At 62.0% G+C, this 11,578-nt stretch carries 15 protein-coding genes and 2 tRNA genes; 2 read left to right on the forward strand and 15 right to left on the reverse strand.

What is annotated here, in order from left to right:
- Positions 1–102: 102 nt before the first annotated feature.
- The 15 genes from AC1Q67_RS15980 to AC1Q67_RS16050 all read right to left on the reverse strand — a co-directional run bounded on the left by AC1Q67_RS15980 (position 103) and on the right by AC1Q67_RS16050 (position 10,756).
- Positions 103–222 (reverse strand): DUF6538 domain-containing protein, encoded by a 120-nt coding sequence (locus AC1Q67_RS15980; RefSeq protein WP_492236312.1) that lies wholly within the window; start codon positions 220–222, stop codon positions 103–105.
- An 84-nt stretch (positions 223–306) separates the two neighbouring features.
- Positions 307–382: transfer RNA gene (locus AC1Q67_RS15985), tRNA-Phe, on the reverse strand.
- Positions 383–557: 175 nt separating this feature from the next.
- Positions 558–752, reverse strand: coding sequence for a DNA gyrase inhibitor YacG (gene yacG, locus AC1Q67_RS15990; protein WP_425992630.1), 195 nt, complete (start codon positions 750–752; stop codon positions 558–560).
- The gene (locus tag AC1Q67_RS15995; RefSeq protein ID WP_492236313.1) at positions 742–1,365 is read right to left on the reverse strand and encodes a Maf-like protein; all 624 of its coding nucleotides are present in this window, start codon (positions 1,363–1,365) and stop codon (positions 742–744) included. Before AC1Q67_RS15995 ends, yacG begins: the two co-directional genes overlap by 11 nt.
- Positions 1,366–1,476: 111 nt before the next feature.
- Complete coding sequence (locus tag AC1Q67_RS16000) at positions 1,477–1,929, reverse strand: arsenate-mycothiol transferase ArsC (RefSeq protein WP_024577266.1); 453 nt, start codon at positions 1,927–1,929, stop codon at positions 1,477–1,479.
- A gap of 44 nt (positions 1,930–1,973) precedes the next feature.
- Positions 1,974–2,480, reverse strand: coding sequence for a UPF0262 family protein (locus AC1Q67_RS16005; RefSeq protein ID WP_024577265.1), 507 nt, complete (start codon positions 2,478–2,480; stop codon positions 1,974–1,976).
- Positions 2,477–3,772 carry a histidinol dehydrogenase gene (gene hisD / locus AC1Q67_RS16010; RefSeq protein WP_024577264.1) on the reverse strand — a complete coding sequence of 432 codons (1,296 nt, stop codon included), beginning with the start codon at positions 3,770–3,772 and terminating at the stop codon, positions 2,477–2,479. Before hisD ends, AC1Q67_RS16005 begins: the two co-directional genes overlap by 4 nt.
- Before the next feature lie 300 nt (positions 3,773–4,072).
- Positions 4,073–4,540, reverse strand: a complete 468-nt coding sequence (locus tag AC1Q67_RS16015) for a DUF2948 family protein (RefSeq protein ID WP_024577263.1) — start codon at positions 4,538–4,540, stop codon at positions 4,073–4,075.
- Between the two features lie 75 nt (positions 4,541–4,615).
- On the reverse strand, positions 4,616–5,905 hold the full coding sequence (murA, locus tag AC1Q67_RS16020; RefSeq protein ID WP_492236315.1) for a UDP-N-acetylglucosamine 1-carboxyvinyltransferase: 1,290 nt from the start codon (positions 5,903–5,905) through the stop codon (positions 4,616–4,618).
- Between the two features lie 174 nt (positions 5,906–6,079).
- A complete protein-coding gene (locus AC1Q67_RS16025) occupies positions 6,080–6,745 on the reverse strand; it encodes an NAD-dependent epimerase/dehydratase family protein (RefSeq protein WP_492236317.1) in 666 nt (221 codons plus the stop codon).
- A gap of 25 nt (positions 6,746–6,770) precedes the next feature.
- Positions 6,771–7,256, reverse strand: coding sequence for a hypothetical protein (locus tag AC1Q67_RS16030; RefSeq protein ID WP_492236319.1), 486 nt, complete (start codon positions 7,254–7,256; stop codon positions 6,771–6,773).
- 110 nt (positions 7,257–7,366) lie between these two features.
- Complete coding sequence (locus AC1Q67_RS16035) at positions 7,367–8,296, reverse strand: alpha/beta fold hydrolase (protein ID WP_492236320.1); 930 nt, start codon at positions 8,294–8,296, stop codon at positions 7,367–7,369.
- A gap of 81 nt (positions 8,297–8,377) precedes the next feature.
- A complete protein-coding gene (locus tag AC1Q67_RS16040) occupies positions 8,378–8,680 on the reverse strand; it encodes a UBP-type zinc finger domain-containing protein (RefSeq protein WP_024577258.1) in 303 nt (100 codons plus the stop codon).
- A gap of 41 nt (positions 8,681–8,721) precedes the next feature.
- Positions 8,722–10,434, reverse strand: a complete 1,713-nt coding sequence (locus AC1Q67_RS16045; RefSeq protein WP_492236322.1) for an FAD-dependent oxidoreductase — start codon at positions 10,432–10,434, stop codon at positions 8,722–8,724.
- Positions 10,435–10,552: 118 nt separating this feature from the next.
- Positions 10,553–10,756 carry a hypothetical protein gene (locus tag AC1Q67_RS16050; RefSeq protein WP_492236323.1) on the reverse strand — a complete coding sequence of 68 codons (204 nt, stop codon included), beginning with the start codon at positions 10,754–10,756 and terminating at the stop codon, positions 10,553–10,555.
- Between the two features lie 95 nt (positions 10,757–10,851).
- On the opposite strand from AC1Q67_RS16050, the gene AC1Q67_RS16055 reads away from it, so the two are divergent.
- Entirely contained in the window at positions 10,852–11,301 is a 450-nt protein-coding gene (locus AC1Q67_RS16055; protein ID WP_024577255.1) for a nuclear transport factor 2-like protein, read from the forward strand.
- A gap of 141 nt (positions 11,302–11,442) precedes the next feature.
- A tRNA-Thr gene (locus tag AC1Q67_RS16060) sits at positions 11,443–11,517 on the forward strand.
- Positions 11,518–11,578 lie beyond the last annotated feature (61 nt).

Raw genomic sequence — 11,578 nt, forward strand, 5'->3', positions numbered from 1 at the left:
TCGCTTATGAACGAGGGCCTTGGCGCAGATTTGCCCACCGAGCTCCGACCTCGGAGAGCAATTGAGCGTGGCGCTGTTTCGCCAGCGCGGCGTCTTTGGTTTTCAGACTTTTTTCTCTTTCCGCTTGCCAACAGGCTCGCGGAGGTCCGCAGGCACAGCTCTGCGAAACCAATACACGCCGCTATCAGGATGTTTCCAGGGGCGTGACATTGCCAACGGCATTCGTACCAGCCTCTTGTATCAAGCCGGTAGCCGTAGCGTCTGATTTTGCATTACTTCTGTGGAAACAATCGCTTAGGAAAGCGATGGTGCCCAGGGGCGGGATCGAACCACCGACACTGCGATTTTCAGTCGCATGCTCTACCAACTGAGCTACCTGGGCGCCGCCTCGAACGCTGCCAAAACAGCTTGGAGGGAGAGCGCCGGTTTATAGTGAGACGCGGCGGCGCTGTCCAGCCACCGTGCGAATTTTGCGAGGACCGCCGCGCCGCCCGGCGGCGGCTCGAAATCCTACCGAATTCAAGGACTTCGGCGCGGCCGGAAAATGCCCGAAAGACCTATTTCGGCTCGTCCATATCGTCGTCCTCGTCGCTCTCGCGCGCCGGGATGGCATAGGACCCCGACAGCCAGCGATTCAGGTCGACATCGCGGCAGCGTTCCGAACAGAACGGCTTGGAGGCCTCGACCGGCGGCTTGCCGCAGATGGGGCATGGCTTCGCGCGGGGCGCGGATTTCGCGCCATCAACTGGCATTCAGCCAGCCGAAGCGGACCGGGAAACCTTCACCGCCCAGCAGCGTGGTCGCTTCATAAAGCGGCAGCCCGACCACATTGGAGTAAGAGCCGACCATCTTCACCACGAACGAACCTGCGATGCCCTGCACCGCATAGCCGCCGGCTTTGCCGCGCCATTCGCCGGAGCCGATATAGGCCTGGATATCGTCCTCGCTCAGCCGCTTGAACCGCACACGCGTTTCCACCAGCCGCTGACGGAATGTCTCCTTCGGCGTCACGAGGCAGATCGCGGTGTAGACACGATGATTGCGGCCCGAGAGCAGGCGCAGGCATTGCGAGGCCTCATCCACCAGTTCCGCCTTCGGCAGGATGCGGCGACCGACCGCGACCACGGTGTCGGCGGCGAGAATGTAGGACCCGCGGAGATCATCATCGAGCTGCACGGACTTGAGCGCCGCGTCGGCCTTGGCGCGCGCCAGACGGTTGGCGCAGGCGCGCGGCAGCTCGCCGCGCTTGGGCGTCTCGTCGACATCGGCGGGACGCAACGCGTCAGGCTCGATACCGGCCTGATTCAGCAGGCTGAGTCGCCGCGGCGAACCGGAGGCAAGGACAAATTTGGGACGGCCTAACATGCGAGACTTGTCGATTTCGGTCAGGGGTCAATGGGCGCGGAAACTATCCGAAGGGCGCGGTCCCGACAACAGCGCGGCAGCGCGTCCGGGCTCGATTTATAACGATTTTTCCTACTCGTTCCTGATAGCCGCCGGCGCGAACCGTTCACGAATACGCCGCTGCAGGCTGTCCCGGACATGACGGTAGGCGTCGAGCTGCAATTCGCGGCGGCCCTCGACACCCACCGGATCAGGCGTCGGCCAGTATTCGACTTCGGTTGCCGAGGTCGCGGTCAACTCAAGCGCCTTGTGATGCGCCTCCGGCGACAGCGTGACGATCAGATCGAAGTTCAGGCCTTCCCAGTCCTCCAGATCGGCGACCGTCCACGGCTTGTGATTGGAAATATCGAGACCGATCTCCTTCATCACCGCCACCGCGAATGGATCGAGATCGGCCTTGCTGACGCCGGCGGATTGCACATACAGCCCGCGCGGAACGAGATGGCGCAGCAGACAGGCCGCCGTCGGAGAACGAACGCTGTTCTGCCCGCACATGAACAAGACAGCCTGCGGAGAACGCGCCATGCGTCAGGCTCGCCCGCTGATTTTGCACAGAGCACGTTTCGGGATCATGTGCTGCCCTCGCCCTTCCAGTGCAGCACCGAGATCAGCGTGAACAGCCGGCGCGAGGTCTCGAAATCGACACGCACCTTGCCTTCAAGGCGCTCCATCAAGGTCCGCGAGCCTTCGTCATGGACACCCTTACGGCCCATGTCGATGGCTTCGATCTTGTCGGGCGTCGCGGTGCGGATCGCCTGATAGTAGCTGTCGCAGATCATGAAGTAGTCCTTCACGATCCGGCGGAACGGCGTCAGCGACAACAGATGCACCACGCAGGGCGTCCCGTCCGCGCGCTTGATGTCGAACATCAGGCGATTGCCGGTGATGCCGATGTGCAGGGTGAACGGTCCGGTATGGCCGCCTTCCGGCGCGAACAGGTTCTGCTCGACAAGATCGTAGATCGCGATCGCGCGCTCGTGCTCGATGTCCGGCCCCGAGCGCCCGATCGATTCCTCATCGAGCGTCACCGCGACAACGCGGTTGTTCGGGTCCTCGTTTGGCGGCGGCTTTGTCATGAGAGATTGAGCCGCAATCCGACCGAGCGCGCATGGGCATCCAGCCCTTCGGCCTTGCCGAGAGTCATCGCCGCCGGGCCCAGCGCACGAAGCTGATCCGGTCCGCACTTGAGGATCGAGGTCCGCTTCATGAAATCGAGCACGCCGAGACCCGAGGAAAAACGTGCCGAGCGTGCCGTCGGCAGGACGTGATTCGAGCCGCCGACATAATCGCCGATTGCTTCCGGGGTATGGCCGCCGAGAAAAATCGCGCCGGCGTTGCGGATGCGCGCGCTCAAGGCCTCGGGATCGGCCGTAATGATTTCCAGATGCTCGGCGGCAATGGCATCGGCGAGCGCGACTGACTCATCAAGAGTCTTGACCAGAATGATCGCACCGAAATCGTTCCACGACGCGCGCGCGATGTCAGCACGGGGCAGCGTGGTCAACTGTGCTTCGACGGCACGCGCGACATCATTCGCCAGCGTCTCGTCATCGGTGATCAGGATCGACTGCGCGTTGGCGTCGTGCTCGGCTTGCGCCAGAAGATCGGCCGCGATCCAGTCGGGATTCGCGGTGCGGTCGGCGATCACCAGCACTTCGGACGGTCCGGCGATCATGTCGATACCGACCTTGCCGAACACCAGACGCTTGGCGGCAGCCACGTAAGCATTGCCGGGACCGACGATCTTCGCCACAGGCTTGATAGTCGCCGTGCCATAGGCCAGCGCCGCAACGGCCTGCGCGCCGCCGACGCGGTAGATTTCCGACACGCCGCCGAGCTGCGCTGCCGCCAGCACCAGCGGATTGAGCTTGCCGTCCGGAGACGGCACCACCATCACCACGCGCCCCACCCCGGCGACCTTCGCCGGCACCGCGTTCATCAGCACGGACGACGGATAGGCCGCGGTGCCGCCCGGCACATACAGGCCGACCGCCTCAATGGCGCTCCAGCGCCAGCCGAGTTCAACACCCGCAGCGTCCGTGAAACGCTCGTCCTTCGGCAACTGCCGCTTGTGAAAAACCTCGATGCGGTCACGCGCGAACTTCAGGGCATCGAGCGTCGCGGTATCGCAAGCCTTCACGGCACCTTCGAGTTCTGCAAGCGTGATCCGCAATCCGCCTGCCGCCACATCGAGCCGGTCAAACTTCTTCGTCGCCGCGATCAGCGCCGCATCGCCATGCTTCGCCACATCGTCGACGATGGCGCGCGCGGACGCGTCGATATCGGCGGAAACCTCCCGCTTCATGTCGAGAAAGGCGTTGAAGCGCTCGGTGAAATCTGCGCTGTGACTGGTGAGACGGATCGGCATTGCAGGGTCCGGCAGGGGATCAATTGAAGGCGTGGTCATTGGCGCGATGCTAGTGTCCTGAATCCGAAGTTCGCCTCATTTTGCAGCACGCTCCATAGCGAACTTCCGATTCAAAAGGACACTAGAAATTATAGTTCTAGTGTGGCTTTGGTTCGCAAGTCCGCTAAATGGACGTGCTGACAAATGTTGCGGACTTGCGAACCGCCACACTCGTCACCGTCAACCCATAACATTCCCGGAATGAAACCGCGAGCGGGGACCGCGCGGATTGGTTGCTAAATGTCTGTGTCCGCAGGCAGATTAGGTGACTGCGGCATGGTCCGCCGGATCAGCGTCCAGATTGTCCGGACCGAGATCGGCCAGTTCGCACTCGAGGCACTCAACCTCGAGCCGCAGCACCCCGCCGCTGGCGAACAGCAGCAGCACCTGGCCGCCGGGTTTCTTGCCGGGATGGAATTCCAGCCCGAGCAGGGTCAGCGGGAGTTCCGGGGCGGTCATGTCGATCTCGCGCGACTGGCACGACAATACGCGGTCGAAGCGCAGCGCCGAGATCAGGCGGCGCGGAACGCAATCGCCCGCGAGGATGTCCTCGCAATCCATCCGCCGCATGGCGACGACCAGACGCTTCTCGCTTTGCCGCCAGAGAATGTCGCCCGCGACCACCGCCGCATCCTGGATGTGGGCGGAAATCACCGCGAGATCGTCTTCATCCAGCGCGGCCATTTTGCGCCGGGATGAGTTTTGCTGAGCCGCTTTGTTCTGAGACATGGCCCCCGCCGTTATTTCAATTGGGTATGATCTTTTCCAAAAACCGGCTTCCACTTTTCGGGATCATGCCCTCGGTTACCCGCTGATACGTTCGATGGTCGCGCCGCAGGCCGAGAGCTTTTCCTCGAGACGCTCGAAGCCGCGGTCGAGATGATACACGCGATTGACGGTGGTTTCGCCCTCCGCGGCCAGCGCCGCAATCACCAGCGACACCGAGGCACGCAAATCCGTCGCCATCACCGGAGCTCCTTTAAGTTTGGAGATGCCGTCGATGATCGCGGTCTCGCCATCAAGGGAAATACGCGCACCGAACCGCGCCAGTTCCTGAACGTGCATGAACCGGTTTTCAAAAATTGTTTCAGTGATGTGCGACGAGCCTTTGGCGCAGGCCATCAGCGCCATCAGTTGCGCCTGAAGGTCGGTCGGGAAGCCGGGGAACGGCGCGGTCGTGACCTTGACCGGGCTGATACCTGCGCCGTTGCGCGCAACGCGGATGCCTTCATTGTTCGGCGTGATGGTGGCTCCGGCTTCGGTCAGCACGTCAAGCGCCGATTGCAGCAGTTCAGGCCGCGCACCCGCGAGTTGCACATCACCGCCGGTCATCGCCACGGCCATGGCATAGGTGCCGGTCTCGATCCGGTCCGGCAACACCGTGTGACGCGCGCCGTGCAGCTTCTTAACGCCCTCGATCACGATGCGCGTCGTGCCGGCGCCGGAAATCTTTGCACCCATCTTGTTGAGACAGTCGGCGACATCGACGATCTCGGGCTCGCACGCAGCATTGGTGATGACCGTCGTGCCTTTGGCGAGCGTCGCGGCCATCAGCGCCACGTGGGTGCCGCTGACGGTGACCTTGGGGAAATCGATTTCCGCGCCGACAAGTCCGCCGGGAGCTTTCGCGATCACGTAGCCGCCGTCGATCTGCAATTCCGCGCCGAGTTTCTCCAGCGCCATGATCAACAAATCGACAGGGCGGGTGCCGATGGCGCAGCCGCCGGGCAGCGACACCTTGGCTTCCTTCATGCGCGCGAGCAGCGGCGCGATCACCCAGAAGCTGGCGCGCATCTTCGAGACCAGCTCATAGGGCGCCGTGGTGTCGATGATGTTGGCTGCGGAAATATGCAAGGTCTGGCCCTGATACTCGTGGTCGCCCGGGCGCTTGCCCGCCGCCATGATGTCGAGGCCATGATTGCCGAGAATACGCTGCAGCTGCGCGACGTCCGCCAGACGCGGCACGTTGTCGAGAATCAGGGTCTCGTCGGTCAGCAGGCTTGCGATCATCAGCGGCAAGGCCGCGTTCTTCGCGCCGGAAATCGGAATGGTGCCGTTGAGCTTGTTGCCGCCGACAATGCGAATGCGATCCATGCCAAACCTGCCCTGTTGCGGATTAAAGTGGCTTTTAGCGCGTTTCAGAGGGGGAGGAAACCGCGCGCCGGATGCCCCAAAGCCCCGGTACTCCAGCTTAATACCCGAAAAATCGCTCGAATTGTGTCGGCTGGGCGTGGGACTGCGGACTTTCCAGCTGTCCGGCCCCGGCGTTCAGGCCCCGGCCTTATGGATGTCTTCCATTTCAAGGATCGGCCTGGGATAGCCGCGCTTGGCCACGCTCAGCATGGCGCGGCCGACCTCCTCGGTGGTGGTGACAAAGTTCGGCGCGACCTGATGCAGGAAACTCAGCAAAGGCCCGGTCATGACATAGATCGCCTGGACCCAGGCGGTTTTCGACCGCACCCCGTGCAGCGGCTGGATCGCACCGGGACGGAACATGTAAGCGGCCTTGAACGGCAGCTTGAGGAGATCGTTCTCGGTCTTGCCCTTGACCCGCGCCCACATCACACGGCCCTGCTCGGTGCTGTCGGTGCTTGCGCCGGTGACATACACGAAGGTCATGCCGGGGTTGAGCCGCGCCAGCGGCCGCGCCGCCGCCAGCGTGATGTCGTAAGTCAGATGGCGGTAGCGCTCCGCGTCCATTCCGATCGAGGACACACCGAGACAGAAGAAGCAGGCGTCATAGCCTGTGATGTCTTTCTCGATAGTCGAGAAGTCGAGAAAGTCCTTATGCACGAGTTCGCACAGCTTCGGATGCGGCTGACCGGTGGCGCTGCGGCCGACGGTCAGAACCTCCGTCACATCGCCATCGCGCAGGCATTCACGCAGAACGCCCTGCCCCACCATGCCGGTCGCGCCGAAGACAATGACTTTCATCGACGCTCCCGTTCTCCAGTTGGTCTCAGGCTGTCTTGAATCGCCTGATGCCGAGGAGGATCAAGCCGATGAAAAACACCAGCACGATGCCCTGGGTGATCGCAAACGGCGGCTCGGCGCCGGTGGGCGCGTAGACATTCAGCAATGCGACCTTCTGGAACGACTGAGCGATCAGAACGAACACATTGAACCAGAGCGCGAGCAGCGCGGTGACCACATAGACCGTGCGCCAGATGCCGGCGAGGCCTTTGCCATAGAGCGCGTAGACTGCAACCGCCAGCAGCGCCAGCGAGATGAGCGAGACGATGTGCGACGGCAGCAGCTTGGTGAAGGGAAACAGAAAGCCGGTCGCGCTGGTGAGGATGGTCAGCACGAGAAACCACAGCGTCCAGCCCGGCAGCCTGTTCGATGCAAGCATCCCACCCGCCACCACAAAGCCCAGGCCGATGGCGATCATGCTGATGATGAGATGAAGAACCGTAAAACCCGCTAACGACATGCCTAAAATCATGATGCGCCCCTGTTTGGAATGAATCCAAGGCTACATGATACGCACGACAGTTCAACAGAAGTTCCGTTTCCGCGCGCTCAGCTCCCGCAATTTTTTTGTGAGTCGCGCGATCAGCGATTGAGAAAATCCACCAGCTTCGGAATCACCTGTCCGGGCGCTTCCTCCATCAGCCAGTGCCCCGAGCCCTTGACGATCACCCCCTCGACACTGGTCGCGACCAGCTTGCCCTGTTCGATCAGGAAGACACCTCCCGCCTTCTCGCCGGAGAGAACGAGCATCGGCATCGGCAGCTTGGTCTTTGCAAAATCCGAAAAGTCGTCGGCGTCTTTCTCGAAGGCGCGGAAGACCTCCATTCCCGCCTTCATGTGGCCCCGCTGCGCATAGGCCTTGGCATAGATTTTCCGGTCCTTCTGTGAAATGGACCTGGCCGGATCGGCGGCAAAATCATTCCAGAAGTGCTCGAGATAAATGCGCTCGCGGCCCTGAACCAGCGCCAGCGGCGTTTTGCCGTAGAAATGGAAGTGCCAGAGATCACGCAGCAGCCAGACGCTCTTCCAGTCGCCGACGCCGGGCAGGAAGGCATCCATCAGCACGATACGATCGACCTCGGCCGGATACTGCGCCGCATAGGCATAGGCGACCATCAGTCCGATGTCGTGGCCGACGATCTTGACCTTGGTAAATCCGAGGCTCTTCACCAGTGCGTGGATGTCCTGCGCCATTTGCTTCTTGGTATAGCCGTCCTCGGGCGCATCGGATTTGCCGAACCCGCGCAGATCGGGCGCAATCACGGTGTGCTTGTTGACGAGTCCGGGAAACAGCGGCCGCCACATGTGGCTGGTCTCGGCATAGCCATGCAGCAGCACGACGGGGTCGCCCTTGCCAGCGATCAGATAATTCAGTTTGACGCCGTTGACGTCGGCGGTCCGGCTTTGCGGTGCCGACTGCGCTGACGCGTAGCCGACTGACACGAGAAAGATGGATGCCGCCATTGCCGCGGCGCAGGCCGCGCCGCGAATGGCTCGCCGGAAATACAGCATGCTAAAAAACTCCTTTTGAGGATCGGCACGATTCTGACAATGCAGGGGCGCTTGGAAGCTCAGATAACCGGCAGACGCCGTTCAATCATAACGCGGGATCGGACCGTTATGCGGGGTCTTGCGTTTGGACAGGTCGAACATGATTTCGTCGACGTAACACCAGCCCCATCCTTCCGGCGGATCATACCCTTCGATGACAGGATGCTGAGTGGCGCGGAAATGTTTGGTGGCGTGCCGGTTCGGCGAATCGTCGCAGCAGCCGACATGGCCGCAGGTCCGGCAAATTCGTAAGTGCAGCCAGACGCTACCGGTCTTCAGGCATTCCTCGCAGCCCAGCGCGCTCGGTGTGACATCCTTGATCTCCGCGATGTGCTTGCAGGGCATGTGATGGTCTCTTGGTCAGAGAATTGTCCGGCTGTCACAGGCTAATGGGGCTGCGCGAGTTTGTCGCCAAGAAAACCATGCAGCGCGGCCACGACCTGCGCGCCCTCGCCGATCGCCCCGCCCATCCGCTTGACCGAGCCGGAGCGCACATCGCCGACGGCGAAGACGCCCGGCACCGAGGTTTCCAGCCCCGAGACCGGCTTGCCTTCCTCGCACTGCGAACCGGTCACCACAAAACCGGTGCGATCGAGCTCGACGCCGCAGCCCTTCAGCCATGCGGTCGCAGGATCGGCGCCGACAAACAAAAATACATTGCGGATGTCGCCCGCCGTCTCGATGCCTGTCCGGCGATTGCGCCAGTGGACGCGCTCAAGCCCGCCTTCGGCGCCTTCCAGCCTGACGATCTCGGTGTGGATCATCAGTTCGATGTTCGGCGTCGCCATGATGCGGTCGATCAGGTAGCGCGACATGCTGTCGGCGAGACCGCCGCTGCGGATCATCATCCGCACCTTGCTGGCGTGACCTGACAGAAACACCGCGGCTTGCCCTGCGGAATTGCCGCCGCCGACCAGAATGATTTCCTGCTGCGCACAGAGCTTTCCTTCGATCGGCGACGCCCAGTACCAAACGCCGCGCCCCTCGAACTTGTCGAGATTCTCGATGGCGGGACGCCGGTAGCGTGCTCCGCTGGCGACGACGATGGATTTTGCCTTCAGGAAATGACCGCATTCGGTTGTCAATCCGAATGCGCCGCCGCTTTTCGAGCAGTCGAGCGATTTGGCCTCGACCGGAATCATCAGATCGGCACCAAACTTCTGCGCCTGATTGTAGGCGCGTCCTGCAAGCGCCTGACCGGAGATGCCTGTCGGGAAACCGAGATAGTTCTCGATGCGAGCGCTGGCACCGGCCTGTCCGCCGAAATGCCGGGCATCGAGCACAGCTACCGACAATCCTTCTGACGCCGCGTAGACCGCTGTCGCAAGTCCGGCGGGGCCGCCGCCAACGACGGCGACATCATAAAGCTTGTCCTTGATCGGACCGCCGATCATTCCCATTGCATAGGCGAGATCGGTTTCGCTGGGATTGCGCAGCACCGTGCCGTCCGGAGCGACCACCAGCGGCAAATCGGCGGGCGACGGCGAATAGCGCGCAATCAGATCCGCCGCATCCTTGTCGTCAGCAGGATCGAGCACGTGATGGGGAACGCCGTTGCGGGACAGAAAGCCTTGCAGCCGCACAACGTCGCCCAGCGACGGCGACCCGATCAGCACCGGACCGCCGACGCCGGCTTGAATCAGGGCAACACGGCGCAGAATCAGCGCGCGCATGATGCGTTCGCCAAGATCGGCTTCGGCCACAAGCAGCGCACGCAGACTCTGGGATGGAATTAGCAGCGTTTCGACGTCGCCCTCAGCGGTGCCGTCCACCAGCGCATGACGGCCGGACAATTGCCCGACCTCGGCCAGAAACTGGCCCGGCCCCTGCTCGATCACCGGCGTGACGTGGCCCATGCCGTCGCGCTGGGTAATGGAGACGTGGCCCGACAGAATGACGAACATGCCGGGACCGACCTTGCCGGACTCGAACAGCCGTTCGCCGTCCTTGTACTGACGCACCTCGCCAAACCGGCGCATGCGGTCGATCTCCGTCTCCGTCAATGTCGGAAACGTCTGCTCGAACCGGGGAAATGCCGCACGTGCAGCGTCCGATTCCGGGGCGCCCGGCCCATTTGCTGCTGCCTGGTCCGTCGCCATCACGTATATTCCTTACATTCGCACCGAGGATCGCCGATCTCCCTCGGTGGAGACCGTTTCCATCAGGCTAGATTGTGTCTCCCAGCCAAACAATCAACCGATGGTTCAAGACGGCGATTCAGGTGTCATCGTCGCGCCGGTGAGCGGCCCTGCCCGATGCATCATCCCGTGCCTGCGCGTCGTCATCCGGCGTCACGATTGCCATGCCGGCGCGGCCGCGCGCCTGCGACTTCCGCCGTTTCAAATTGTCGCGCAGCGCTGATTTCAGCCGCTCGTGGCGGGCCGATTTGGCGTTGCGCTCATTTGCGACGTCGTCCGTCATAACAGGCCTGCTCGCGCGTTTCCTTGACCGGCCATGGCCGGTGTGACGAATTATTTTATATCGGATACGGCAAGCAATGTGGCGGGGAGAATGCAATGACGGCTGACGCACCGGGACTTGCGCCCTCTGTGCAGGAGACACTCAGGGGCTGGCATCGCTTCGTCGAAACCAGGAGCGAGGACGTGCTGCGGCCGCTTCTTGCGGAAACCACCGTGTTCCGTTCGCCGTTCGTGCATCTGCCGATCCCGGGACGCCCCGCCAGCGTGCTGATCCTCGGCGCGGTCGTGCAGATCTTCGAGAATTTCCGCTATCACCGCACCTTCGTGTCCGGGACCCACGATGTGACCCTGGAGTTCAGCGCCAATATCGGCGAGCTGCAACTCAAAGGGGTCGATCTGGTGAAATTCGATTCCGCCGGAAAAATCATCGAATTCGAGGTGATGATCCGGCCCTTCAAGGCTTTGGAGGCCTTAAGCACCCGGATGAGCGCCCGGATCGGCCCGGAGCTGGCGAAATATAAATCCGCCAAGGCTGCTTCAGCCTGAGTTCCGCCGCCTGGGGGCAAGAACGGGCCTCTCGGTGCTTGCACCGCCAGTTGCCTTATGGCAAAGGAACGCGCGCCTTTAGAGGCTTTTCAGCTGATTCACGTACCTGGTACGGTTCTGGCTCTTTCTTGTCTGGCGTTCGCTGCCGTAGCTCAGTGGTAGAGCACTCCATTGGTAATGGAGAGGTCGACAGTTCAATCCTGTCTGGCAGCACCAGCCCTCTCAAAAGCCTCGCATTGCAGCCCTGCGCGAAATTTTTGACAGAAATCACCCCTGG

This window comes from Afipia sp. GW823-FHT06G09 (assembly GCF_058794875.1).

Excerpts from the sequence above, each read along its gene's own strand:
- AC1Q67_RS15995 (WP_492236313.1), bottom strand. The coding sequence starts at position 1,365 with ATGTTAGGCCGTCCCAAATTTGTCCTTGCCTCCGGTTCGCCGCGGCGA.
- AC1Q67_RS15980 (WP_492236312.1), bottom strand. The coding sequence starts at position 222 with ATGCCGTTGGCAATGTCACGCCCCTGGAAACATCCTGATAGCGGCGTG.
- AC1Q67_RS16015 (WP_024577263.1), bottom strand. The coding sequence starts at position 4,540 with ATGTCTCAGAACAAAGCGGCTCAGCAAAACTCATCCCGGCGCAAAATG.
- AC1Q67_RS16025 (WP_492236317.1), bottom strand. The coding sequence starts at position 6,745 with ATGAAAGTCATTGTCTTCGGCGCGACCGGCATGGTGGGGCAGGGCGTT.
- murA (WP_492236315.1), bottom strand. The coding sequence starts at position 5,905 with ATGGATCGCATTCGCATTGTCGGCGGCAACAAGCTCAACGGCACCATT.
- AC1Q67_RS16040 (WP_024577258.1), bottom strand. The coding sequence starts at position 8,680 with ATGCCCTGCAAGCACATCGCGGAGATCAAGGATGTCACACCGAGCGCG.
- yacG (WP_425992630.1), bottom strand. The coding sequence starts at position 752 with ATGCCAGTTGATGGCGCGAAATCCGCGCCCCGCGCGAAGCCATGCCCC.
- AC1Q67_RS16000 (WP_024577266.1), bottom strand. The coding sequence starts at position 1,929 with ATGGCGCGTTCTCCGCAGGCTGTCTTGTTCATGTGCGGGCAGAACAGC.
- AC1Q67_RS16050 (WP_492236323.1), bottom strand. The coding sequence starts at position 10,756 with ATGACGGACGACGTCGCAAATGAGCGCAACGCCAAATCGGCCCGCCAC.
- AC1Q67_RS16035 (WP_492236320.1), bottom strand. The coding sequence starts at position 8,296 with ATGCTGTATTTCCGGCGAGCCATTCGCGGCGCGGCCTGCGCCGCGGCA.
- hisD (WP_024577264.1), bottom strand. The coding sequence starts at position 3,772 with ATGCCGATCCGTCTCACCAGTCACAGCGCAGATTTCACCGAGCGCTTC.
- AC1Q67_RS16030 (WP_492236319.1), bottom strand. The coding sequence starts at position 7,256 with ATGATTTTAGGCATGTCGTTAGCGGGTTTTACGGTTCTTCATCTCATC.
- AC1Q67_RS16045 (WP_492236322.1), bottom strand. The coding sequence starts at position 10,434 with ATGGCGACGGACCAGGCAGCAGCAAATGGGCCGGGCGCCCCGGAATCG.
- AC1Q67_RS16005 (WP_024577265.1), bottom strand. The coding sequence starts at position 2,480 with ATGACAAAGCCGCCGCCAAACGAGGACCCGAACAACCGCGTTGTCGCG.
- AC1Q67_RS16055 (WP_024577255.1), top strand. The coding sequence starts at position 10,852 with ATGACGGCTGACGCACCGGGACTTGCGCCCTCTGTGCAGGAGACACTC.